Consider the following 20,649-nt stretch of genomic DNA (forward strand, 5'->3'; position numbering starts at 1 on the left):
CGATCGGCAGGGAGAGCCCTTGTTCGCGCCGAGGTGGTGGGACTGACGGAGCCCTCGGCGGGTGGCGCCAGGGGCTCCGCATACGGCTCAGAGCATCAGCAGGTCGTGCAGTGATGCCATGAGCAGCAGGCAGCCGATCACCGCAAGGAAGATCATCAGCGGTGGCTGGGAAAGCGCGAAGAGACAACCCCGGCGCTCCTCGGGAGGAGCAGCGGTGTCGCTCTGGGTTCTGTCCAGCATCTCGCGGCGATGATGGCGCAGCCCACACCCGCTACGCGATCAACACGCCCGGAATGACGGGGTGTTCGCCAATATCCGTGATCTACGGAACGAAGATGATCTCGACGTGTGCGACCTTGATCGTCCGGGACCGCCGCCCGACCGTCCCCCTGCCGTGTCGACGCGTCAGATGCCGTGCTTCTTCAGAATGGCCTCGATGTCGCTGAAGTCGTCCGTGGAGCCGGTCGAGCGGGGTGCGGCCGCGGGCCGGCCCGGGGCGCCCAGCGCCGGCGCGGAGGACGACGAAGGCGCTGCTTCGTGCTGCGCGGCCCGCGCCGCCTTGCGCTGCTCACGGGTCCCGCCTCTGCGGCGCTCCACGGTCCGCGTGGTCGCGAACAGCAGCCAGGCGGCAGCGAGCACGGCGAAGCCCGCCCATGCCGTGGGACTGAAGGCCGTGTCGGCCAGCCAGCCCACGACCCCTGTCATCACCAGCCCCACGGGCACCAGCGAGTAGGCGGCGATGCGGGCCGCCGACAGGAAGCGCTTGCGCCAGGCTGTGACCGCGGCAATGCCCAGGCCGGCCGCGGAGACGGCGGCACAGACTGTCTCGGCAATCATCCGGTCCTCCACACAGGTCGGTCGGCGGGGTCGGTTCGTCCCTTCCATCCTGCACCGCTGCGGGCCCCGCAGGCCACGGCCAGGCCGGACTTCAGGGAGATCTCCGGGTCGCCTCCTCCTCAGGGCGGCCCCGGGTCTCCACCCGCGACGGCAACCGGGCACCCGCGCGTCCTCCTTCCCCCTCCACGCGCCCCGCTCCGGTCGTGCTCCGGTGCTCCGCCGGCGGTGACGGAGGTCCCGTTTGGGACGCGTGCGCGATCCTGGGAGACTGGTGACCATGAGTGACTCCTCCCCCGCCCCGGTCGCACCCCCCGTCCTCGACGTCTGGTGCGAACTCCAGTGCCCCGACTGCCGTACCGCCCTGGACGATCTGCGCGCACTGCGGGCCCGCTACGGCGACCGGCTGGAGATCCGGCTGCGGCACTTCCCCCTGGACAAGCACCGGCACGCGTTCGCCGCCGCCCAGGCCGCCGAGGAAGCGCTGGAGCAGGGCAAGGGCTGGCCGTACGTGGAGTCGGTGCTCGGCCGAGTGGAGGAGCTGGACCGCCAGGGTGAGGCGTTCCTCGTCCAGATGGCGAGCGAACTCGGCCTGGACGCCGAGGAGTTCGACACGGCACTGGTCGACGGCCGGCACATCCTGATCGTCGACGCCGACCAGGCCGAGGGCAAGGCGATCGGAGTGACCGGCACGCCGACGTATGTGATCGGCGGCGAGCGCCTCGACGGCGGCAAGAGCCAGGCCGGGCTGCGCGAGCGGATCGAGGAGATCGCCGACCGGCTGCTGGCCGAAGGGGCCTGAGCCTCAGACGAGCTGCTTGGTCAGGTGATACTCGGTCGTCTCGTACCCCAGCGAGGTGTACAGCTGCTCGGCCGGGGTGTTGCCCGCGAAGACGTTGAGGCCGACGCGGTCCTTGCCGCCCCCGGCCGCCTGTGCCTCCGCGAGCAGCATCAGTGTGCGCCCGTGGCCGCGGCCGCGCCGGTCCGCATCGATCTCGACATCGAGAACGAACGCGGTCTCGGGCCAGAGCCCCAGCCACAGGGTGCCGACCGGTTCCCCCTGCTGCTCCAGCACGCTGATCACCGTGTTCTCGGACGCCAGTCCGTCCGGCAGGAACCTGGCGTGACCCCGGTCCGCCTTGGCGTACGCCTCGGCCGCGGGCACTCCCCGCTCGATCAGATCGCGTGCGAAGCCCTCCCGGCCCCTGGCCAACCAGGGACCGAATTCGGCCTCGGTCATGGGCCGGGCGGCGCTTCCGGCCGGCAGCCGGGGCGATGGTCCGGCCAGACGCTTCTCCATGTTCCGGTTCCGCAGGACATACCCGAGCGCCGTCGCCAGCCTGAGCCCGGCCTCGGTGTCCCCGGGCACCGACATCTCGATGCGGCGGCAGCCCCACCCGCGCGCGACCTCCTCCGAGGCGAGCGCGGCCACCGTGCCCCGCCCCCTGCGGCGATCCGGTTCCTCGATGGTCAGGTCCAGGATGCGAGCCGTGCCGAGGCCGTACTCGGGATCCGTGGACAGATGCAGCCCGCCCACGGGGCGACCGTTCACACACACCTGGAAGTGTCGCGAACGTGCACCGTCCGCGCTGAGCTGAAGCGGCTCGGCCGGCCGCAGTGTCGTGGTCATCAGAGGTGTTCTACCCGGTGCCGCGCCGCGGGTCAGCCGAATTTGATCGCGGGCCCTCAGGGATCGAGGTCGTCGCCGGACCGCTCGTCGAAGATCCGCATGGCCTTCGCGGTCACGGGTCCGGGTGCACCCGCGAGTTCACGGCCGTCGACCCGGTGCACGGCCTGGACGTCCCGCAGCGTGGAGGTGAGGAAGATCTCGTCCGCGTGCTCGAGGACGTCCAGCGGCAGGTCGGTCTCCTTGGCGCCCGTCCACTCGGCCGTGAGCGCACGGGTGATGCCCGCGAGGCACCCGGAGGCGAGCGGCGGGGTGTGGATCTCGCCGCCGAGGACGACGAAGACGTTGGATCCTGTGCCCTCGCACAGCTGCCCCACCGTGTTGGCGAACAACGCCTCGGTGGCGCCCTGTTCGGAGGCCCGGGCGAGGGCGACGACGTTCTCGGCGTACGAGGTGGTCTTCAGGCCGGCCAGGGCGCCGCGTTCGTTCCGGGTCCAGGGGACCGTGATCACGGCGGTGGAGTCGGGGCGCCGACGGGTCTCGCCGATCGCCACCACCAGGGTCGGACCCCGGTCGCCGCGGTCGGAGCCGAGCGGGCCGTAGCCGCCGGTGTAGGTGATGCGCAGGCGCCCGAGGGGCATCGGGTTGGCCTCCAGGACGGCGGCGCAGGCGCGAGGGACCTCATCGGCGTCGGGGTCCGCGAGTCCCAGGCCGCGTGCCGAGCGGGTGAGCCGGTCGAGGTGCCGGGTCAGCGCGAACGGCCGCCCCCCGACAGCCTTGACGGTCTCGAAGATGCCGTCGCCGACGGTCAGTCCGTGGTCGAAGACGGATACGCGGGCGGACTCGGTGTCCTGGAGCCCGCCGTCGAGCCAGATCTTCACGAAAGGGTCCCTCCACTCACCTCGTACGACCCCGACGCTACCGCGAGCAGCCGGGCGGCCTTCAGTTCGGTCTCGTACCACTCCCCCTCGGGGTCGGAGCCCCAGGTGATCCCCGCACCGGCGCCGAAGCGCAGCACGGGGGCGTGCTCGGCGGTTCGGTCGATCCAGAAGGTACGGATGCCGACGGCGAGCTGGCCCGCGCCGCGGTCCGCGTCGACCCAGCCGATGCCGCCGCAGTAGGGGCCGCGGGGCGCGGTCTCCAGGGCGTCGATGATGCGCAGCGCGCTGGACTTGGGTGCCCCGCTGATCGAGCCGGCCGGAAAGGTGGCCTCGAGCAGTGCGGGCCAGCCCGTCTCCGGGCGCAGTTCGCCGCGGACCGTGGAGACGAGGTGGACCAGGCCGGGGTGCTTCTCGACGACGCACAGATCGGGCACGGACACGCTGCCGGTGCTGCAGACACGCCCGAGGTCGTTGCGGACCAGGTCCACGATCATCACGTTCTCGGCGTAGTCCTTGTCCAGGAGGTCCGCCTCGGTGCGCCCGGTGCCCTTGATCGGCCCGGATTCGACGATCCGGCCCGTGCGGCGCAGATAGAGTTCGGGGGACGCGGTGGCGATCTCCACACCGTGCTCCGACAGACGGATCGTTCCTGCGTACGGCGCCGGGTTGCCGCGTGCCAGCACGGCGGTCAGCGCGTCCACATCCGCGTCGGCAGCGACCGGCGCGGACAGCACCCGGCAGAGGTTGACCTGGTAGACCTCTCCGGTCGCGATGTGCTCACGGATCCTGCGCACCCCTGCCGTGTACGCGGCGCGGTCGAGTGAGGACTCCCAGTCACCGGCCGACGGTCCCTGCCATCCGCCCGGGCGCGGGGCGGGCACGGGCTCCTCCCGCACCTCGGCGAACCGGGCGCAGGTCACACGCCCTTCGTAGTCCGCGCAGACCGCCCAGAAACCGGTGGAGTCCAGGGCCGCCGGGTCGCTGGTGACATCGAGGAGACCGGTGGCGACGCGATCGCCGAAACGGGCAAGAGGAGGCAGGTGGGGCACGTGTCGAGTCTATGGCGGGTGTCCTGCGGGTGGCCCGGACATGTCCCCGTGGGTGCCCTGACCATGTCCTTGACCAGGTGCAGCGCAGCACGCTGCACAAACGCGTTTTTGTACTGGCCCGGGAATCCGCTAGAGTTCAACTCGTCGCCGGGACGTGTGAGCGTCCGAAACGACAAGCGGACGTAGCTCAGTTGGTAGAGCGCAACCTTGCCAAGGTTGAGGTCGCGAGTTCGAGCCTCGTCGTCCGCTCGAAGGAACCAGGGGACCTCCGGGTCCCCTGCACTCCTGGTGGAGTGGCCGAGAGGCGAGGCAACGGCCTGCAAAGCCGTCTACACGGGTTCAAATCCCGTCTCCACCTCCATGGACGATTAGCTCAGCGGGAGAGCGCTTCCCTGACACGGAAGAGGTCACTGGTTCAATCCCAGTATCGTCCACTGGTCCGCGAGGACCGCGGTCCACGGGGGCCTGTATGATCCCGGGGATCCCCGCGCGATTAGCTCAGCGGGAGAGCGCTTCCCTGACACGGAAGAGGTCACTGGTTCAATCCCAGTATCGCGCACGCAGCATCCATGGCCGTCTTTGAGGACCGGCTGTGGTCCCGAGGACGATTAGCTCAGCGGGAGAGCGCTTCCCTGACACGGAAGAGGTCACTGGTTCAATCCCAGTATCGTCCACACATCGAAGCCCCCGGCCCTGCGGCCGGGGGCTTCTTCGCGTCTCAGCTGGAGAACAGCATGTGGGCGAAGCTCTTGTGACCGTGATGGCCGTAGTGGCCGTGACCGCCGTGGTGGCCGCCGTGCGGGGCACCCCAGGCGGGAGCCGCCGGGTAGGCCTGAGGGGCGGCCGGGGGCGGCGGGGCGGGCTGTGCCCACTGGCTCTCCAGACGGGTCAGCGTCTCCAACTCCCCGTAGTCGAGGAAGATGCCGCGACAGCCGCTGCACTGCTCGATCTGGACGCCGTTGCGGTTGTACGTGTGCATCGGCGCATGACACTTCGGACACTGCATGGTCGGCTCAACTCCTCGCCGGTCGGTGGTGCTTCGCCAGGTAAGGACTCGCGCCCACGCTGGCCGGTTGCAGCCTACGTCGCACATCCCTGCGTCAATCCGGGTGGGGTGGTGCCCATTCGGGCGCAGGCATCGACCACGGCCTGCTCGACCTCGTCCAAGGGGCGGCGGGCGGCCGCGGACTTGGCCACGGCCAGGGCCGCCGTCTGGACGGTGAGGGCGCGGGCGGGGACGTCGAGGGCAGTCCAGGGGTCGCCGGCGGAGGGAACGGCGGGGCCGCCCTCGCCCCGGTACACCGAGAGGAAGCGGGACCACTCGTCGGGCGGGAGCAGTCCGCATGCGTACCAGGCGGCCGGGCGGGCCAGGTCCCAGGCCGGGTCGCCGACGCCGAGGTCGTCGACGTCGATGAGGAGCCAGGGACCCGTCTCGGCGGGGTGGCGCACGAGCTGGCCGAAGTGGAGATCACCGTGGCAGAGGGTGCGGGCGGACGGTGCGGGAGCCTCCGCGCGGGCCCAGGCCGGGAGCGCGGCCCAGGCGCGGAGAACGGGCTCGGCGGCGGGGTGCGGGCCGGCCGCGCTCAGCCGCCGGATGGCCCGCGCGGCCTTGGCGGGTCCGCGCATCGACGGAAGGCCGGGCGGGGCGGGTGCCCGGTGCAGCCGCGCGAGAAGGGCCGCGGCCGCCTCCCAGGGGGCGGCCTCCGGGGTGTCGGGGTCCACGGGGGTTCCGTACGGCCAGAAGGTCACCAGACGGCCGTGGAGGGGGACGGGGGCGGGGCGGAGGGGGGCGAGGAGGGTGTCCGGCAGCCCGGCGGCGGCGGTGAGGCGGAGCTGGAGGTGGACGGGGTCGGTGCCGGGGGCGTGGGCCTTGGCGACCGTGGCACCGTGGCGGACGACGGTGGCACTGTCGCTGCGCTCGGCGAGGACCGTGTGAGCGGTCGGGCAGTGGCAGTCGGTGCCGGGACTCGTGTGCACCGCGGCACGTGCGGTCGCGGCGAGTGCGGGCAGGAGTGCGTTCACGGGTCCCCTCGAATGCATACGGCTCTGTCCGGGAGCGTACGTGGAGGGGTTCGGCCGCAGATGAGGTGTGCAGGCGCCGGGACGGCGATCGACCGGATCCGCCAGCGCGACGCCGCTCCGGCCCGGAAAACGGCGCAACGCCCGCGCAGCTCCCCAGCTGCGCGGGCGTTTGTGCCGTCCGCCGCACCCCCGTCCCCACGGGGTTTCATGGGTGGATGTCCCCGCCCGGACCGCTCTTCCGGGCCTGGGGCGCCGCTCAGCGCCCCAGCATCACTCCCACGGACGACGCTTGTGTGACCACTGCCTCCCAGCCGCCGAAGGCGTACACGAGCAGGGCCGCCAGGGGAAGGACCATCGCGGTCGCCACCAGCGGGTGGCGACGGCCCTGACGGTGCGTACCGAACGCGAGGCCGAACGCCTTGCGTCCCTGCGTGCGGACCAGCGTCCGCGGTGCCGTCTGGGCCATGGTCCCTCTCCTGACCGTTGTGTGGTTGTCGTCGGCAGCGGCGGGTGACCGACCTCGGGGGACGAGTGCTGCACCCGCCGCTTGACCTCAAATCTAGGATCCTGGCGCCCCCGGGGCGTCATGCCCTCGTATCGATTGCCTGGCCTCCCGGAGGATGAGCGATGACCTGTGGTGTACTCCCCTGGGTGGAGACGAGGTCCTAGGTCTCAGGGTCATCCCCGAGGGGGTGTCTGCTATGCCCCTTCTGCTCGGATCCGTCCTCCCGTGGAACCGGCTGCTCCACCAGTGCGAGCACCCGGTTCGCCATAAAGCGGGCCGTCCGTACGACAGTCCCACTTCGGGTGACTTCGCTCACTTCCACGACTCCCCTGCGCACCGCCGTCTCCACCCGGCGGCCCGCCCTGCTCGCCACCACCTCGTAGGTGCGCGTCGTGTCACCGGCGTCCACGACTATCTCCACACGATCACCCTTCACGGGCTCAAACCCCCTTCGACGTAGGGTGGTTGAGATCAAGGGTGATGCGAAACCGCCCTGCTCGCACGCCCCCTGACCACCTCTCAATTCTCCCACCCGGCACTGACAATCGATCGATGGGAGAGGGCGCGGCCTCTGCGCGCACCCGGCCGCGGAAACGTAAGCTGTGGCTCGTCAAACGGACCGGGCAGCGGGGATGGACATGGCGATGATGCGCCTGAGGCGTGAGGACCCGCGTGTCGTCGGCTCGTTCAGGCTTCACCGGCGGCTCGGCGCGGGCGGGATGGGCGTCGTCTACCTGGGCTCGGACAAGCGCGGCCAGCGTGTCGCCCTGAAGGTGATCCGGCCGGATCTGGCGGAGGACCAGGAGTTCCGGTCGCGGTTCGCGCGTGAGGTCTCGGCGGCACGGCGGATCCGCGGCGGATGTACGGCGAGACTGGTGGCCGCCGACCTGGAGGCGGACCGTCCGTGGTTCGCCACGCAGTACGTGCCCGGCCCCTCCCTGCACGACAAGGTCGCCGATGCGGGCCCCCTCACCGCCGCCGAGGTGGCCGCGGTGGGCGCCGCCCTGTCCGAGGGGCTCGTGGCGGTGCACGAGGCCGGGGTCGTCCACCGCGACCTGAAGCCGTCCAACATCCTGCTGTCCCCGAAGGGGCCGCGGATCATCGACTTCGGCATCGCCTGGGCGACGGGCGCCTCGACGCTCACGCACGTCGGCACGGCCGTCGGATCGCCCGGCTTCCTCGCCCCCGAGCAGGTGCGCGGAGCCGCCGTCACCCCGGCCACGGACGTGTTCTCGCTGGGCGCCACGCTCGCGTACGCGGCGACGGGAGACTCGCCGTTCGGGCACGGCAGTTCCGAGGTCATGCTCTACCGGGTGGTGCACGAGGAACCCCAGCTGCACGGCATGCCGGACGCGCTCGCCCCGCTCGTCCGCGCCTGTCTGGCGAAGGACCCGGAGGAGCGGCCCAGCACGCTCCAACTCTCGCTGCGGCTCAAGGAGATCGCGACCCGGGAGGCCCAGGGGCTCGGGGGGGATGTGCGGCCGCCGTCGCAGCGGGGCGAGCCGGACCGGCCCACGGGCCGGCTCGCGGAGCAGTACGCGGATCAGCGCACCGTGCGGCGACCGCCGGGGCCGGGTACTCCCCCGCCCCGCAGCAACGGCTCCCGGCCGGGTGCGCGCCCGACACCGGCGCAGCGCAACTCGACTCGCTCCGGCGGCCGGCCCGTGCCGCGCAGCGGCGCCGGACGCCCCGCCCCCCGGACCACCGGAACCGGGCGGCGCCCGGCCAATCCGCGGCTGCTGCGCCAGCGCCTGATCGTCTTCGTGGTGGTGACGCTGCTGGTGGCACTGGGCATCGCGGCGGCCCAGGGCTGCCAGGGGCCCGCGCGAGGGCTGGACGACGGGAACGCCCACTGGGACGTCCGGCCCGAGCGGTCATACGCCTCCCCGGCCGCCGCTCTCGTGACCGACCGGCACCGCGGCGGGCTGAGCCAGGGCAGCTGACGGGTGAGCACCGAGCGGCGCCCGCGCTGATCCCTGCGCCCGTGCTCGGACGCCGGGGGACCGTCACAGCTGCGGCAGGATCCGTTCGAAGAACTCCCGGTCGCCGTCGAAGACCGGGTCCATCCCGAGGAACTCCTCGGCGGTCACCCAGCGGGCGTCGCCGACCTCCCCCGGGTCGGCGACCACTTCGTCCGTGCCCGGGTCCGCGGTCCACCAGTGGAGGCGGAAGATCCCGTCGTCGGTCTCGGACTCCCAGACCTTGGCCAGCGGGCGGACGGTCAGACCGACCTCCTCACGGACCTCCCTGACCAGCGCCTCCTCCTGGGTCTCGTCAGGTTCGAGCGTGCCGCTCAGCGGGGCCCAGTAGCCGGGGCGGCGCGCCGCGGGACCGCGTTTGATGACGAGCAACCGGTCGGCGCGGCGCAGCACCGCGACGATCGCCTCTCGCTGGGCCATCGGCCTGTCCGATCAGGGCTGGGGGCGACCGGTGGCCACCGCGTAGAAGGCGACGGCCGCCGCCGCGCCCACATTGAGCGAGTCCACGCCGTGGGCCATGGGGATGCGGACCCATTCGTCCGCGGCGACGAGCGCCTGGGTGGACAGACCGTCCCCCTCCGCGCCGAGCATCAGCGCGACACGGTCCATCCGGTGCGGCGCCGCCTCGTCGAGGCTCTTGGCCTTCTCGTCGGGCGTGAGCGCGAGCAGCGTGAAACCCGCCTCGCGCACCGAGTCCAGGCCCTTGGGCCAGGTGTCGAGACGGGCGTAGGGCACCGAGAAGACCGCGCCCATGGAGACCTTGACACTGCGGCGGTAGAGCGGGTCGGCGCAGTCGGGCGACAGCAGGACCGCGTCCATGCCGAGGGCCGCGGCGGACCGGAAGATGGCGCCGATGTTGGTGTGGTCGTTCACCGACTCCATGACCACGACCCGGCGAGCGGTCGCCAGGAGTTCGTCCGCCGTCGGCAGCGGCTTGCGCTGCATGGAGGCGAGCGCTCCGCGGTGCACGTGGTAGCCGGTCACCTGTTCGGCGAGTTCCGGGCTCACCGCGTACACCGGGGCCGGGAGTTCGTCGATGACGTCCCGCATGACGTCGACCCACTTGGCCGACAGCAGCATGGAGCGCATCTCGTAGCCGGCTTCCTTGGCTCGCCTGATGACCTTCTCGCCCTCGGCGATGAACAGGCCCTCGGCGGGTTCGCGCTTGCGGCGCAGCTCTACGTCGGTCAGGCCCGTGTAGTCGCTCAGGCGCGGGTCGTCGGGGTCCTCAACGGTGATGAGATCGGCCACAGGGTGATACTGCCTTGTCCTGGGGGCGGTGCCAACGGCTGGAACGGGCCGGGTTACCGCGGGTTACGAATGGGTCTGTCCGGTTCCTGTCAGCCCACCGGGCGCGGGCCTGTCTGCACGACCTCGCCGATGACGATGACGGCCGGGGGCTTCACGTCCTCGGTCCGCACGGCCTCGGCGACCGTCGCGAGCGTGGCGTCGACCCGGCGCTGGGCGGCGGTGGTGCCCTCCTGGACCAGGGCGACGGGGGTCTCGGGCGCCTTGCCGTGGGCGACGAGCGTGTCGGCGATCTTCCCGATCTTGTCGACGCCCATGAGGATCACCAGCGTCCCCCTGAGCCTCGCCAGCGACGGCCAGTCGACCAGCGAGCGCTCGTCGTCGGGAGCGACATGGCCGCTGACCACGGTGAACTCGTGTGCGACACCGCGATGGGTGACCGGAATGCCTGCCGCACCCGGCACCGAGATCGAACTGGAGATGCCCGGGACCACGGTGCACGGGATGCCCGCCTCGGCGAGCGCCTGGACCTCCTCCATGCCGCGGCCGAAGACGAACGGGTCGCCGCCCTTGAGCCGTACGACCGACTTGCCCTGCCGGGCGTGCTCGATCAGCGCGTTGTTGATCGCCTCCTGGGCCATGAAGCGGCCGTACGGGATCTTCGCCGCGTCGATCACCTCGACGTGCGGCGGGAGTTCGGTCAGCAGGTCGCGGGGGCCGAGCCGGTCGGCGATGACGACGTCCGCCTCGGCCAGCAGGCGCCGGCCTCGCACGGTGATCAGATCGGGGTCGCCGGGGCCACCGCCGACCAGCGCCACACCGGGCGTACGCGTGCGGTGGTGCGGGGCGACGAGCGTTCCGTCGCGCAGGCCCTCCACGACGGCGTCGCGGATCGCGGCGGTGTGACGGGGGTCCCGGCCCTGCGGTCGCGTGGTGAGCACGGCCACCGTGACGCCTTCGCTGTGACCGGTCGCCGGGGTCCAGGCGGTGGCCGCGTCGGCGTCGTCGGAGCGCACGCACCACACGCGGCGGCGCTCGGCTTCGGCGGAGGCGGCGGCGTTGGCCTCGGGGTCGCTGGTGGCGATCAGGGCGTACCAGGCCTCTTCCAGGTCCCCCGGCCGGTACGGACGCTGCAGCCAGGTGATCTCACCCGCGGCCACCATCGCCTCCACCGAGGGAGTCGCTTCGGGGGACACCAGATGGACGTCCGCGCCGGCCGCGATCAGCGCGGGCAGACGGCGCTGCGCGACCTGGCCGCCGCCGAGGACGACCACACGGCGACCGGTCAGACGGAGCCCTACGGGGTATGGGGGGTGTTCGGCCATGGAGGTGCGGCTCCTCGTCCAGGCGGTACGGAAGGGGCCTCTGCGGCGTTGGAGCGGCCCTGACATGGGGATTTTAGGCGCCACGGGCAAGCGCGGAGCCGGGCGGGGCCGGACGGCGCGGTCCGATGCGGGCGTCATGCGCGGGCTGTGTCCACCCGTTCCGCCAGAACGGAACGGGTGGGCACAGCCCTGCAACTGCTTCGCCGGGCCCTACTTCTCGGTGACCCCGGCCGAATCGAAGGTCGCCACCTCGTGCATCGCCCTCGCCGCGCTCTGCACGAGCGGCAGGGCGAGGAGCGCGCCCGTACCCTCGCCGAGGCGCAGGTCCAGGTCGACCAGGGGGCGCAGCCCCAGCTTGTTGAGGGCGGCCACGTGGCCGGGCTCGGCGCTGCGGTGGCCGGCGATGCAGGCCGAGAGGGCCTCGGGGGCGATGGCACGGGCCACCAGGGCCGCGGCGCCCGCGCTGACACCGTCCAGGATCACCGGCGTGCGCAGGGAGGCGCCGCCGAGCAGCAGACCGACCATCGCAGCGTGCTCCAGGCCGCCGAACGCGGCCAGGACGCCGATCGGATCGGCCGGGTCGGGCTGGTGGCGTTCGATGGCGCGGCGCACGACCTCGGTCTTGCGGGCCAGCGTCTCGTCGTTGATGCCCGTACCGCGGCCCGTCACCTCGGACGGGTCGGTGTCCGTGTAGACCGCGATCAGGGCGGCCGAGGCCGTCGTGTTGGCGATGCCCATCTCGCCCGTGAGCAGCGCCTTGTTGCCTGCCGCGACCAGGTCCCGGGCGGTCTCGATGCCGACCTCGATCGCCTGCTTGACCTCCTCGCGGGTGAGCGCGGGACCGGTCGTCATGTCGGCCGTGCCCGGGCGGACCTTGCGCGGCAGCAGGCCGGGGGTCGCGGGCAGGTCGGAGGCCACACCGACGTCGATGACGCAGACCTCGGCGCCCACCTGGCTGGCGAAGGCGTTGCAGACCGCTCCGCCGCCGAGGAAGTTGGCGACCATCTGGCCGGTCACCTCCTGGGGCCAGGGGGTCACGCCCTGGGCGTGCACCCCGTGGTCGCCCGCGAAGATGGCGACGGCCGCGGGTTCCGGGATCGGGGGCGGGCACTGCCGGGACAGTCCGGACAGCTGAGCGGAGATGATCTCCAGCATGCCGAGCGCACCCGCCGGCTTGGTCATCCGCTTCTGCCGCTCCCAGGCCTCGCCGAGCGCCTTGGCGTCCAGCGGCCGGATGCTCGCCACGGTTTCGGCGAGCAGGTCGTGCGGCTCCTCGCCGGGCAGTGCGCGACGGCCGTACGTCTCCTCGTGCACGACCCAGGACAGCGGGCGGCGCTTGGACCAGCCCGCCTGCATCAGCTCGGGCTCCTCCGGGAACTCGTCGACGTAGCCCACGCACAGATACGCCACGACCTCCAGGTGCTCGGGCAGACCGAGGGATCGGACCATCTCGCGCTCGTCGAAGAAGCTGACCCAGCCGACGCCGAGGCCCTCGGCGCGGGCCGCGAGCCACAGGTTCTCCACCGCGAGCGCGGAGGAGTACGGGGCCATCTGCGGCTGGGTGTGCCGGCCGAGGGTGTGGCGGCCGCCGCGGGTCGGGTCGGCGGTGACGACGATGTTCACCGGGGTGTCGAGGATGGCCTCGATCTTCAGTTCCTTGAACTGCTTCGCCCGGCCCTTGGGCAGCGACTTGGCGTACGCCTCGCGCTGACGCTGGGCCAGTTCGTGCATGGTGCGGCGGGTCTCGGCCGAGCGGATGACGACGAAGTCCCACGGCTGGGAGTGGCCCACGGAGGGGGCCGTGTGGGCTGCCTCCAGGACACGCAGCAGCACGTCGTGCGGGATCGGGTCGCTGCGGAAGCCGTTGCGGATGTCGCGGCGCTCGCGCATCACGCGCAGCACGGCCTCGCGCTCGACCTCGTCGTAACCGGGCGCCGCCGGGCCGGTGGACTCTCGTACCTCTTCCACTGCGGCCGTGCTCTCTTCCTGGTCGGCGGCCCTGGTGTCCAGGTCCTCCGCCTGCTGTGCGACTACGGGCTCCGGGTCCGCGAGGAGCGGCTCCGGGGCGGTTGACTCGCCCTCACGGGGGGCGGGAACCGTGGCGACGGGTTCCTCCGCCGCCGGGCCGGCGGCCGGCTGCTCCTGCGGGGCGGCCGCCGCGGCGGGTTCTTCGCCGGTCTGCTGCTCCCGCTCGGGCAGCGGCGGCACACGCAGGGCGTGGGGCGGGGTCGGGGCGAGGTACGGCGTGGTCGGCACCGTGCCCTCGACGGGCACGAAGTGGCCGAGCGAGTGGTCCGCGGAGAACTCCGCTCCGGCACCGGGGGCACCGGACTGCTCACCGGACGCGGGCAGTCCGCCGTGCGCCTGCACACCGTGCGGCGGGGTCGAGGACGCCTCGGACTCCGCGGACCGGGCGGCGCCCACCGGCTGGACCTGGTCGGGCTCGGCGACCGCAAGGCGCCGCCGCCGGGCGGTGCGTTCCGGCGCGGGCTTCTCGAAGTGCGCCTCCGCGCCTTCTGCTTCTGCCGTGGTGTCCTCGACGGAGCCGACGGGAGCAGCGGGGCGAAGCTCGGGCGCGTGCGGGTCCGGTACGAGGGGCACGGCCTGGGCGGGGTCCTCCTCAGCCGGAGCCGAGGCGGCGGGCTCGGCGGCCGGCGGAGGAGACAGCGCGATGTCGTCGAGGGCGGAGGCGTGAATCCCGGCGCCGTGGGAGGACGTGCCGATGCCGGCGGCGTCGGCCGGTCCGGCGTGCGGGGTCTCGTCCGCGGGATGTGCGGTGTCCGGTACCGGCGCGAAGGACCCGGCGTCCGGCGCGGCTTCCGGGAACGGCGGGGGGACCGGAACGGGCGTGGCGTCCGTGGACGCTACCGGCTCGGCGATCGGGGTGTGCGGGAAACGCGGGCCCTCCGGGGCGGGCGCGGCCTCAGCCGTCGGCATGACCTCGGGGGTGGGTTCGTTGTGGGCCGCGCTCGGAGTGTGCGGGGCCGCCTGCTCTGCCGCAGCCGTGCCCGCGAGGTCGTGGGGAGCGGCCGGGCCGTACAACGGATCGGTGCCGAACGGCGCTCCGAGGGCCTGGAATCCCGCCGAACCAGCCGGGATCGCCTGTGCGTGGAACGCACCGGACCCCTCCGCGACCATGACCGCGGCCTCGGGCGCGGCCGGCGCCGGCTCGGACGCCGATGCAGGGACACCCATTTCTTCGGCCGTCGCCCCGGAACCCACCGCCGGCACGAACTGCGTCTGCGCGGACGCGTCCCACGGCGCCGCCGCCTGCGGGGAGTTCTCCCCCAGCTGGTGCACGTCGAGGTACTCGGGCCCGGTCGTCGGCGGCCCGGAGGGGCGCATCGGCGCGGCGGCCGGGCCCCGGTCGGCGAGCGAACGCACCAGGCTGGAGGAGTTGTCCGGGGTGGGCGGACCGAGGTGCAGCGGGCGGCGTGCCGGCGTCGCGGGGGGCGGCATCCGCACCGCGCCGAGGTCGATCGAGCCGCTGTCCCGGCCGGACGTCTCGTGCGGGCCCGGCTCGTGGTGGAACGACGCCGGGGCCGGGGCGGGCTGCGGCATCTCGTTGCCCCACGCGCCCTGCTGGCCGGGCATCAGGAGCAGGTCGTCGTCTTCCACGGCGGCGGTGTCGGAGTGGTCGAGGTAGGTGTACGCGCCCGGCGCGAGGACGCCCGGCTGCTCCACCATGCCTGCGTTCTCCGGCAGCCCCTCGCCCGGGACCTGGCCGGTGTCGGTCATGCGTACCCCTCGCCCATCGGTTTAGTGCTTCCACGGCCAGCTCGCCCGGAACGTCGCGCCGACCGCCCGCAGTGAAGAACGAGCGTGCGTGCCCAGCGGCACGAACGACCCGGCAACAATGACGACAAAGCCCTTGAACGGCATTGTCGCGGTCGTCCCGCCGTCACGACAGGTTGATCCGCGACGACCCGCTGTGGACTGCGCCACGTTGCGCGCCCTCCGGTTCTGCCGTACCACACTTGCCTCAAAAGGGGCACGGTTTCCGGACATTGGCTGACGAATGCCGGATCACCCTAGTGCGGTGCGACGGTCGGCCAGCCTACCGCGCCGGTACGACAACCGGATCACGGGGCGCGTTCAGGCAGTCGCCCACTGAGCAGGAACGCGACACTCCGTTCCTTCTCCGCCCAGGCACGCGTGTCGAGTTCGACGGACTGCAGCAGCGCGCACTCGACGTCGTAGCCGTGCTCCGAGAGGTCCCTGCCGACGAGTTCGGCCGCGTCGCGGGTCGCGGCATGCGCGACGATGCACTGCGGGCGGCGGTCGGCGACGGCCGAGACCACCGCGGCTCCCCCGCCCCCGACGCGCACGACGTCCGGTTCGGGCAGGTTCTCCAGGATGTGCGGGGCGGTGCCGTGCACGATCTGGAGCTGGACCCCGAAGCGGCGGGCGACGGCAGCCGTACGGCCGCAGGCGTCCGGGTCGCTGTCCACGGCGATGACGGCGGCTCCGCAGCGGGCGGCCTCCGCGGCGAAGGCCCCGCTGCCACTGCCGATGTCCCATACGAGGTCACCCACCCGCGGCCCGAGGCGGGCGAGTTGCGCGGCGCGCAGCAGATCCGTTTCGCCTTCGCCGAGTCCCCCGCCGTACGCGTCGGCGGGCAGCGCCCAGCCGCGCGGTCCCGCACCCGGATCGCGTCCGGCGAGCCAGCCGCCGCCGTCGGCCGCGGTCACGGGTCCGCCGATGACGATGACGACGTTGGGATCGCGCCAGGTGTGGTCGGCCGCCTTGTCGGAGGTGACGACCGTGACCTGTTCCCGCTCGGTGCCGAGTTCCTCGCAGATGACGAAGGTGCGATGGACCCCGTCGAGCAGCAGGCCGAGTTCGGCGGGCCCGGCGCCCGGAGAGGTGAGTACGGCGACCTTCGTATGGGCACGGCATACGTTCACGGCCCGCCGCAGGGTGCGGCGGTGTGCGACGACCACCTGTGCGTCGTCCCAGGGCATCCCGGCACGGGCGAAGGCGGCGGCGACCGAGGAGACCGCCGGCACGACTTCGACCTCGAGGCCGAACTCGGGGGCCCGCAGTGTGCGCACGACGCCGAAGAAGCCGGGGTCGCCGTCGGCGAACACGACGGCGGTGCCGCGGTGCGCGGCGATACGGCGGGCGGCGAGGCCGACGCTGCCGAGGCGGATGCGCTCGGCCGTCGGCGGCACCTCGGGCAGCGCGAGGTGGTGGGCGGCGCCGGCGACGAGCGTGGCGGCACCGAGGGCGGAGCGCGCCGCGGCGGTCAGCGGCGAGCCGTCCCAGCCGATCACCGTGACCCGGTCGGCCATCGTCGTCAGTCTCCAGGGGGTTTGCGCAGGTCGTCAGGAGGGCAGCCCGCACGGCAGGCACCGTGAGGGTACCCGGTGCGGCTCGGAGCCCCCGCCCCGGGCCCGGCCGGTGGGAGCGGTCCCCCGGTGTCAGTTCCAGTTCGAGAACGACGTGAAACCACCGGTGTCGGCCAGCTCCTCACTTACCCCGTCGAGGTCCTCGGGCAGCAGGCTCCAGATGATGAGGTCGGTGCGGACGTCGGTCCACTCGCCGTCGTCGCCCCTGGTACGCGCTATCCAGGCGCCGCGCAGGACGCCCTCGCTGATGCAGCCGATCTTCTGGGCGACCTGCTGGGAGGCGGTGTTGTCGGCGGCGGTGCGCAGCTCCAGGCGCTCGAACCACTGATCGCGGAAGAGCCACTGCGCGGTGGCGAAGGCCGCCTCGGAGGCGTACCCCTCTCCGCGCGCCCAGGGGGCGATGACGTAGGCGATCTCGGCCGAACGCACCCGCCAGTCGGTGTTCCGCAGGTGGAGCGTGCCGACCAGGCGCTGGGTGAGGAACTCGGTGACCGCGAAGACGATGCCGCGGCCCTCGGCACGCTCCGCCGGCGCGAGTTCGGTGATCCAGCTGCGGGCGTGGGCCTCGGTGTAAGGCTGCGGCACGGAGGTCCAGGCGGTGACGAGCTCGTCGTTCATCATCTCGGCGAAGGCGTCGATGTCCGGCTCCTCGAGAGGGCGCAGTACCAACCGCTCCGTGCTGATGGAGACGTTGGGGAAGGTGCCAGTCATGCGCCGCTCCGTATCCTTCGGAAGACCTTCAGGGCCTGCTGAACTGCCCAGCATGCAGCATGAAAGCACCTAACCGCACCACGGGGTCCGCTCCCCCCTGAGGGAGCGGACCCCGTGCGTGGCGATACGCGGTATACGCGTCGTCAGCGGTGGGCCGGGGGTGTTCAGAAGGACGGGAGGACGGATCCGGCGTACTTGTCCTCGATGAACTTCTTCACCTCGGGAGAGGTGAGGAGCGCGGCCAGCTTCTTCACGCGCGGGTCCTTCTCGTTGCCCTTCTTGACCGCGAGGAAGTTGCCGTACGGGTTGTTCTTGGCGGACTCCAGGACCAGGGCGTCCTTGGCGGGCTTGAGGCCCGAGGAGAGGGCGTAGTTGCCGTTGATCACCGCGGCGTCCACGTCGTCCAGGGAGCGCGGGGTCTGGGCGGCCTCCAGCTCCTTGAACTTCAGGTTCTTCGGGTTCTTGGTGATGTCCTGCGGGGTCGCCTCGGTGCCCACGCCGCTCTTGAGCTCGATGAGTCCGTTGGTGGCGAGCAGCTTGAGGGCCCGCGCCTCGTTCACCGTGTCGTTGGGGATGGCGACGGTCGCACCGCTCTTCAGGGCGTCGGTGCTCTTGACCTTGTGGGAATAGAGACCGAGCGGCTCCAGGTGCACCGTGACGACGGGCACGATGTGGGTGCCGTTCTTCTTGTTGAAGTCGTCGAGGTACGGCTGGTTCTGGAAGTAGTTGGCACCGACCGACCCGTCCTCGGTCGCCGTGTTCGGCGTGACGTAGTCGGTGAACTCCTTCACCTCCAGGTCGAGGCCCGCCTTCTTCGCCAGGTTCTGCTTGACGAAGTCGAGGATCTCGGCGTGCGGGGCGGGGCTCGCGGCGACGACCAGCGGGCCGCTGTAGTCGGCGGAGGCGGAGGAGCTCTTGCCGGAGCCGCAGGCGGTAAGCCCCACGGTGAGGGCTCCGGCGGCGAGGACGGCGGCGGTGATCTTGGCAGTGTTACGCACGAAAAGTGCCTTTCCTGATGGGTGGTGCGACCCCGTCGCGGGTGGGAACGGGGAGATCGGGGCGAAGGATTCAGGCGGCCTTGCTCGCATCGGCCGTGGCGGCCTCGGCGGTGGCCGCCGGTGCGGCGGGCGCCTCGTCCTTGAGCAGCCTCAGCCGGGGCGCGGCCGACGAGCCACCGCCGCGACGGTGCAGGGCGCGGGCCGCGTAGTCGCCGGCGAACTGGATCAGCGAGATGACGACGGCGAGGATCGCCACGGTGATCCACATCATCTGGGTCTCGAAGCGCTGGTAGCCGTAGCGGATGGCGATGTCGCCCAGGCCGCCGGCTCCGACCGTGCCCGCCATCGCCGAGTAGCCGATGAGGGCGACGACCGTGGTGGTGGCGGAGGAGATCAGCGAGGGCAGCGCCTCCGGGACGAGGACCTTGCGCACCACGGTCCAGGTGTTGCCGCCCATCGCCTGCACGGCTTCCACCAGTCCGCCGTCCACTTCGCGGACAGCCGTCTCGACCAGGCGCGCGAAGAAGGGGATCGCGCCGATGGCGAGCGGCACGATGGCGGCCTCACGGCCGATCGTCGTTCCCGTGATCGTGCGCGTGAAGCTCATCAGCGCGACCATCAGGATGATGAACGGCATCGAGCGGGCGACGTTCACGACCTGTCCGATGACCTTGTTGGCGAGGACGTTCTGAAGAAGCCCGCGGCGGTCGGTCAGTACGAGCAGGATGCCGAGCGGCAGACCGCCGGCGACCGCGATCAGGGTGGACCAGCCGACCATGTAGAGGGTGTCCCAACACGCCTGGGACAGCAGCGGCTGCATCTCGGACCAGGTCACTGTGCACCGTCCTTCACCAGCACGGGCTCCTGGCCCAGCACGTCGATCTGCAGCCCCTGCTCGCGCAGGAAGCCGATCGGTACGACGTTCTCCTCGTAGGCGCCGGGCAGTTCGATGCGCATCCGGCCGACCTGCCTGCCGCCCACGGTGTCCATCGCGGCGCCGAGTATCGAGATGTCGATGTTGTAGGTGCGCGCGAGCTGCGAGACGACGGGCTGTGTGGCGGCGTCGCCGTGGAAGGTGACGTCGACGACGGTGCGGTCGTCGCCGGACGCGTCGCCGCTGACCGGGAAGAGCGCGGCGGCCAGTTCGGAGCCGGGGGTGGCGAGCAGCTCGCTGACCGTGCCGGACTCGACGATGCGGCCCTTCTCCATGAGGGCGGCCGAGTCGCAGATGGTCTTCACGACGTCCATTTCATGGGTGATGAGCAGGACCGTCAGGCCCAGCCGGCGGTTGAGGTCGCGCAGCAGCTGGAGGATCGAGCGCGTGGTCTCCGGGTCGAGCGCGCTAGTCGCCTCGTCGGAGAGGAGCACCTTGGGGTCGCCCGCGAGGGCGCGTGCGATGCCGACGCGCTGCTTCTGACCGCCGGAGAGCTGGGCCGGATAGGCCTTGGCCTTGTCTGCCAGGCCTACCAGATCGAGCAGTTCCAGGGCCTTGCGGGAACGTTCCTTCCCAGACCGGCCGAGGATTTCGAGGGGCAACTCGACATTGTCCTGCACGGTGCGGGAGGACAGCAGATTGAAGTGCTGGAAGACCATGCCGATACGGCTGCGCGCCTGCCGGAGCTCCTTGCCGGCGCGCGGTCCGCGGCGGGCGAGCGCGGTGAGGTCCTGGCCGGCCACGGTGACCGTGCCGGAGGTGGGGCGCTCCAGGAGGTTGACGCAGCGGATGAGCGTGGACTTGCCGGCGCCGGACTGGCCGATGACGCCGAACACCTCGCCCTCGCGTACATGCAGGTCGACCCCGTCGAGGGCGGTCACCTCGCGGTCGCGCGAGCGGCCGGCCCGGTAGGTCTTGGTAAGGCCCGATGTGGTGATCACTGGGTTTCCGTCACTGTCGAGTGCAGGCGTGGATGTGCGCCGGGCACGGGTGCATGCGTGGGAACGCGGCACGGTTCTCGCGTTGGCGATCGAACCAGGGAGAACGTGTGCGCTGAGGCTCAGTCACGTACGAAGAAGGCGTACGGACATGCCACGGCGGTCTCGCTTCGGGGCGCGAGGCTCTGGGCGGTGCGGGGGCCCTCTAGCAGGCGCACATTCGACACATACAACGAGCACCGGGCGT

General features: G+C 71.9%; 20 protein-coding genes and 5 tRNA genes. 7 read left to right on the top strand and 18 right to left on the bottom strand.

Translation table 11 applies throughout. The features are described 5' to 3' along the window. Positions 1–87: 87 nt before the first annotated feature. A complete protein-coding gene (locus ABZ904_RS00805; RefSeq protein WP_252423638.1) occupies positions 88–240 on the bottom strand; it encodes a hypothetical protein in 153 nt (50 codons plus the stop codon). Between the two features lie 165 nt (positions 241–405). After that, on the bottom strand, positions 406–837 hold the full coding sequence (locus tag ABZ904_RS00810; RefSeq protein WP_359389943.1) for a hypothetical protein: 432 nt from the start codon (positions 835–837) through the stop codon (positions 406–408). Positions 838–1,114: 277 nt separating this feature from the next. Between ABZ904_RS00810 and ABZ904_RS00815 the strand changes: the two genes are divergently transcribed. Next, positions 1,115–1,636: a DsbA family protein gene (locus ABZ904_RS00815; protein WP_359389940.1), complete on the top strand. Its 522-nt coding sequence runs from the start codon at positions 1,115–1,117 to the stop codon at positions 1,634–1,636. A gap of 3 nt (positions 1,637–1,639) precedes the next feature. Here the strand turns inward: ABZ904_RS00815 and ABZ904_RS00820 are convergent, their stop codons facing one another. The 3 genes from ABZ904_RS00820 to ABZ904_RS00830 are packed head-to-tail and all read right to left on the bottom strand — an operon-like array spanning position 1,640 to position 4,391. Then, the gene (locus ABZ904_RS00820) at positions 1,640–2,464 is read right to left on the bottom strand and encodes a GNAT family N-acetyltransferase (RefSeq protein WP_359389937.1); all 825 of its coding nucleotides are present in this window, start codon (positions 2,462–2,464) and stop codon (positions 1,640–1,642) included. Positions 2,465–2,520: 56 nt separating this feature from the next. Further along, on the bottom strand, positions 2,521–3,342 hold the full coding sequence (locus ABZ904_RS00825) for an aminodeoxychorismate lyase (protein ID WP_361820350.1): 822 nt from the start codon (positions 3,340–3,342) through the stop codon (positions 2,521–2,523). After that, positions 3,339–4,391 (bottom strand): chorismate-binding protein, encoded by a 1,053-nt coding sequence (locus tag ABZ904_RS00830; protein ID WP_361820353.1) that lies wholly within the window; start codon positions 4,389–4,391, stop codon positions 3,339–3,341. Before ABZ904_RS00830 ends, ABZ904_RS00825 begins: the two co-directional genes overlap by 4 nt. A 176-nt stretch (positions 4,392–4,567) precedes the next feature. Here ABZ904_RS00830 and ABZ904_RS00835 point away from each other — a divergent pair. The 5 genes from ABZ904_RS00835 to ABZ904_RS00855 all read left to right on the top strand — a co-directional run bounded on the left by ABZ904_RS00835 (position 4,568) and on the right by ABZ904_RS00855 (position 5,065). After that, a tRNA-Gly gene (locus tag ABZ904_RS00835) sits at positions 4,568–4,640 on the top strand. A gap of 38 nt (positions 4,641–4,678) precedes the next feature. Next, positions 4,679–4,752, top strand: a tRNA-Cys gene (locus tag ABZ904_RS00840). Position 4,753: 1 nt separating this feature from the next. Further along, positions 4,754–4,825, top strand: a tRNA-Val gene (locus tag ABZ904_RS00845). Between the two features lie 53 nt (positions 4,826–4,878). Beyond that, positions 4,879–4,950: transfer RNA gene (locus ABZ904_RS00850), tRNA-Val, on the top strand. Positions 4,951–4,993: 43 nt separating this feature from the next. Continuing rightward, positions 4,994–5,065, top strand: a tRNA-Val gene (locus tag ABZ904_RS00855). Positions 5,066–5,109: 44 nt separating this feature from the next. Here the strand turns inward: ABZ904_RS00855 and ABZ904_RS00860 are convergent. From ABZ904_RS00860 to ABZ904_RS00875, 4 genes are all read right to left on the bottom strand, one after another. Continuing rightward, entirely contained in the window at positions 5,110–5,397 is a 288-nt protein-coding gene (locus tag ABZ904_RS00860) for a zf-TFIIB domain-containing protein (protein ID WP_359389927.1), read from the bottom strand. 74 nt (positions 5,398–5,471) lie between these two features. Continuing rightward, positions 5,472–6,368, bottom strand: a complete 897-nt coding sequence (locus ABZ904_RS00865) for an aminoglycoside phosphotransferase family protein (RefSeq protein ID WP_360992168.1) — start codon at positions 6,366–6,368, stop codon at positions 5,472–5,474. 301 nt (positions 6,369–6,669) lie between these two features. Further along, positions 6,670–6,879 carry a hypothetical protein gene (locus ABZ904_RS00870; RefSeq protein WP_360991917.1) on the bottom strand — a complete coding sequence of 70 codons (210 nt, stop codon included), beginning with the start codon at positions 6,877–6,879 and terminating at the stop codon, positions 6,670–6,672. 199 nt (positions 6,880–7,078) lie between these two features. After that, positions 7,079–7,354, bottom strand: coding sequence for a hypothetical protein (locus tag ABZ904_RS00875; RefSeq protein WP_361820357.1), 276 nt, complete (start codon positions 7,352–7,354; stop codon positions 7,079–7,081). Positions 7,355–7,550: 196 nt separating this feature from the next. Between ABZ904_RS00875 and ABZ904_RS00880 the strand changes: the two genes are divergently transcribed. Continuing rightward, a complete protein-coding gene (locus tag ABZ904_RS00880) occupies positions 7,551–8,861 on the top strand; it encodes a serine/threonine-protein kinase (protein ID WP_359390247.1) in 1,311 nt (436 codons plus the stop codon). Positions 8,862–8,924: 63 nt separating this feature from the next. On the opposite strand, the gene ABZ904_RS00885 is transcribed toward ABZ904_RS00880, so the two are convergent. The 9 genes from ABZ904_RS00885 to ABZ904_RS00925 all read right to left on the bottom strand — a co-directional run bounded on the left by ABZ904_RS00885 (position 8,925) and on the right by ABZ904_RS00925 (position 20,405). Further along, on the bottom strand, positions 8,925–9,317 hold the full coding sequence (locus ABZ904_RS00885; protein WP_359389918.1) for an NUDIX hydrolase: 393 nt from the start codon (positions 9,315–9,317) through the stop codon (positions 8,925–8,927). Between the two features lie 12 nt (positions 9,318–9,329). Further along, on the bottom strand, positions 9,330–10,148 hold the full coding sequence (locus ABZ904_RS00890) for an RNA methyltransferase (RefSeq protein ID WP_360991909.1): 819 nt from the start codon (positions 10,146–10,148) through the stop codon (positions 9,330–9,332). 89 nt (positions 10,149–10,237) lie between these two features. After that, positions 10,238–11,470, bottom strand: coding sequence for a uroporphyrinogen-III C-methyltransferase (gene cobA, locus ABZ904_RS00895; RefSeq protein WP_361820360.1), 1,233 nt, complete (start codon positions 11,468–11,470; stop codon positions 10,238–10,240). Positions 11,471–11,680: 210 nt separating this feature from the next. Further along, on the bottom strand, positions 11,681–15,208 hold the full coding sequence (gene cobT / locus ABZ904_RS00900) for a nicotinate-nucleotide--dimethylbenzimidazole phosphoribosyltransferase (RefSeq protein ID WP_361820363.1): 3,528 nt from the start codon (positions 15,206–15,208) through the stop codon (positions 11,681–11,683). A gap of 344 nt (positions 15,209–15,552) precedes the next feature. Continuing rightward, positions 15,553–16,764 carry a precorrin-6y C5,15-methyltransferase (decarboxylating) subunit CbiE gene (gene cbiE, locus ABZ904_RS00905; RefSeq protein ID WP_361820366.1) on the bottom strand — a complete coding sequence of 404 codons (1,212 nt, stop codon included), beginning with the start codon at positions 16,762–16,764 and terminating at the stop codon, positions 15,553–15,555. Positions 16,765–16,893: 129 nt separating this feature from the next. Beyond that, the gene (locus tag ABZ904_RS00910) at positions 16,894–17,532 is read right to left on the bottom strand and encodes a GNAT family N-acetyltransferase (RefSeq protein WP_359389903.1); all 639 of its coding nucleotides are present in this window, start codon (positions 17,530–17,532) and stop codon (positions 16,894–16,896) included. Positions 17,533–17,696: 164 nt separating this feature from the next. Beyond that, on the bottom strand, positions 17,697–18,530 hold the full coding sequence (locus ABZ904_RS00915) for a MetQ/NlpA family ABC transporter substrate-binding protein (protein WP_361820369.1): 834 nt from the start codon (positions 18,528–18,530) through the stop codon (positions 17,697–17,699). A gap of 70 nt (positions 18,531–18,600) precedes the next feature. Beyond that, on the bottom strand, positions 18,601–19,365 hold the full coding sequence (locus ABZ904_RS00920; RefSeq protein WP_359389897.1) for a methionine ABC transporter permease: 765 nt from the start codon (positions 19,363–19,365) through the stop codon (positions 18,601–18,603). Then, positions 19,362–20,405 (bottom strand): ATP-binding cassette domain-containing protein, encoded by a 1,044-nt coding sequence (locus tag ABZ904_RS00925; protein ID WP_360991884.1) that lies wholly within the window; start codon positions 20,403–20,405, stop codon positions 19,362–19,364. Before ABZ904_RS00925 ends, ABZ904_RS00920 begins: the two co-directional genes overlap by 4 nt. Between the last annotated feature and the right edge of the window lie 244 nt (positions 20,406–20,649).

The organism is Streptomyces sp. NPDC046900 (assembly GCF_040644975.1).
Taxonomy (GTDB): domain Bacteria; phylum Actinomycetota; class Actinomycetes; order Streptomycetales; family Streptomycetaceae; genus Streptomyces.

What these genes read in the sequence shown, in the direction of transcription:
- ABZ904_RS00805 (WP_252423638.1), bottom strand. Translation starts at nt 240, where the DNA reads ATGCTGGACAGAACCCAGAGCGACACCGCTGCTCCTCCCGAGGAGCGC.
- ABZ904_RS00810 (WP_359389943.1), bottom strand. Translation starts at nt 837, where the DNA reads ATGATTGCCGAGACAGTCTGTGCCGCCGTCTCCGCGGCCGGCCTGGGC.
- ABZ904_RS00815 (WP_359389940.1), top strand. Translation starts at nt 1,115, where the DNA reads ATGAGTGACTCCTCCCCCGCCCCGGTCGCACCCCCCGTCCTCGACGTC.
- ABZ904_RS00820 (WP_359389937.1), bottom strand. Translation starts at nt 2,464, where the DNA reads ATGACCACGACACTGCGGCCGGCCGAGCCGCTTCAGCTCAGCGCGGAC.
- ABZ904_RS00860 (WP_359389927.1), bottom strand. Translation starts at nt 5,397, where the DNA reads ATGCAGTGTCCGAAGTGTCATGCGCCGATGCACACGTACAACCGCAAC.
- ABZ904_RS00870 (WP_360991917.1), bottom strand. Translation starts at nt 6,879, where the DNA reads ATGGCCCAGACGGCACCGCGGACGCTGGTCCGCACGCAGGGACGCAAG.
- ABZ904_RS00880 (WP_359390247.1), top strand. Translation starts at nt 7,551, where the DNA reads ATGGACATGGCGATGATGCGCCTGAGGCGTGAGGACCCGCGTGTCGTC.
- ABZ904_RS00885 (WP_359389918.1), bottom strand. Translation starts at nt 9,317, where the DNA reads ATGGCCCAGCGAGAGGCGATCGTCGCGGTGCTGCGCCGCGCCGACCGG.
- cobA (WP_361820360.1), bottom strand. Translation starts at nt 11,470, where the DNA reads ATGGCCGAACACCCCCCATACCCCGTAGGGCTCCGTCTGACCGGTCGC.
- cobT (WP_361820363.1), bottom strand. Translation starts at nt 15,208, where the DNA reads ATGACCGACACCGGCCAGGTCCCGGGCGAGGGGCTGCCGGAGAACGCA.
- cbiE (WP_361820366.1), bottom strand. Translation starts at nt 16,764, where the DNA reads ATGGCCGACCGGGTCACGGTGATCGGCTGGGACGGCTCGCCGCTGACC.
- ABZ904_RS00910 (WP_359389903.1), bottom strand. Translation starts at nt 17,532, where the DNA reads ATGACTGGCACCTTCCCCAACGTCTCCATCAGCACGGAGCGGTTGGTA.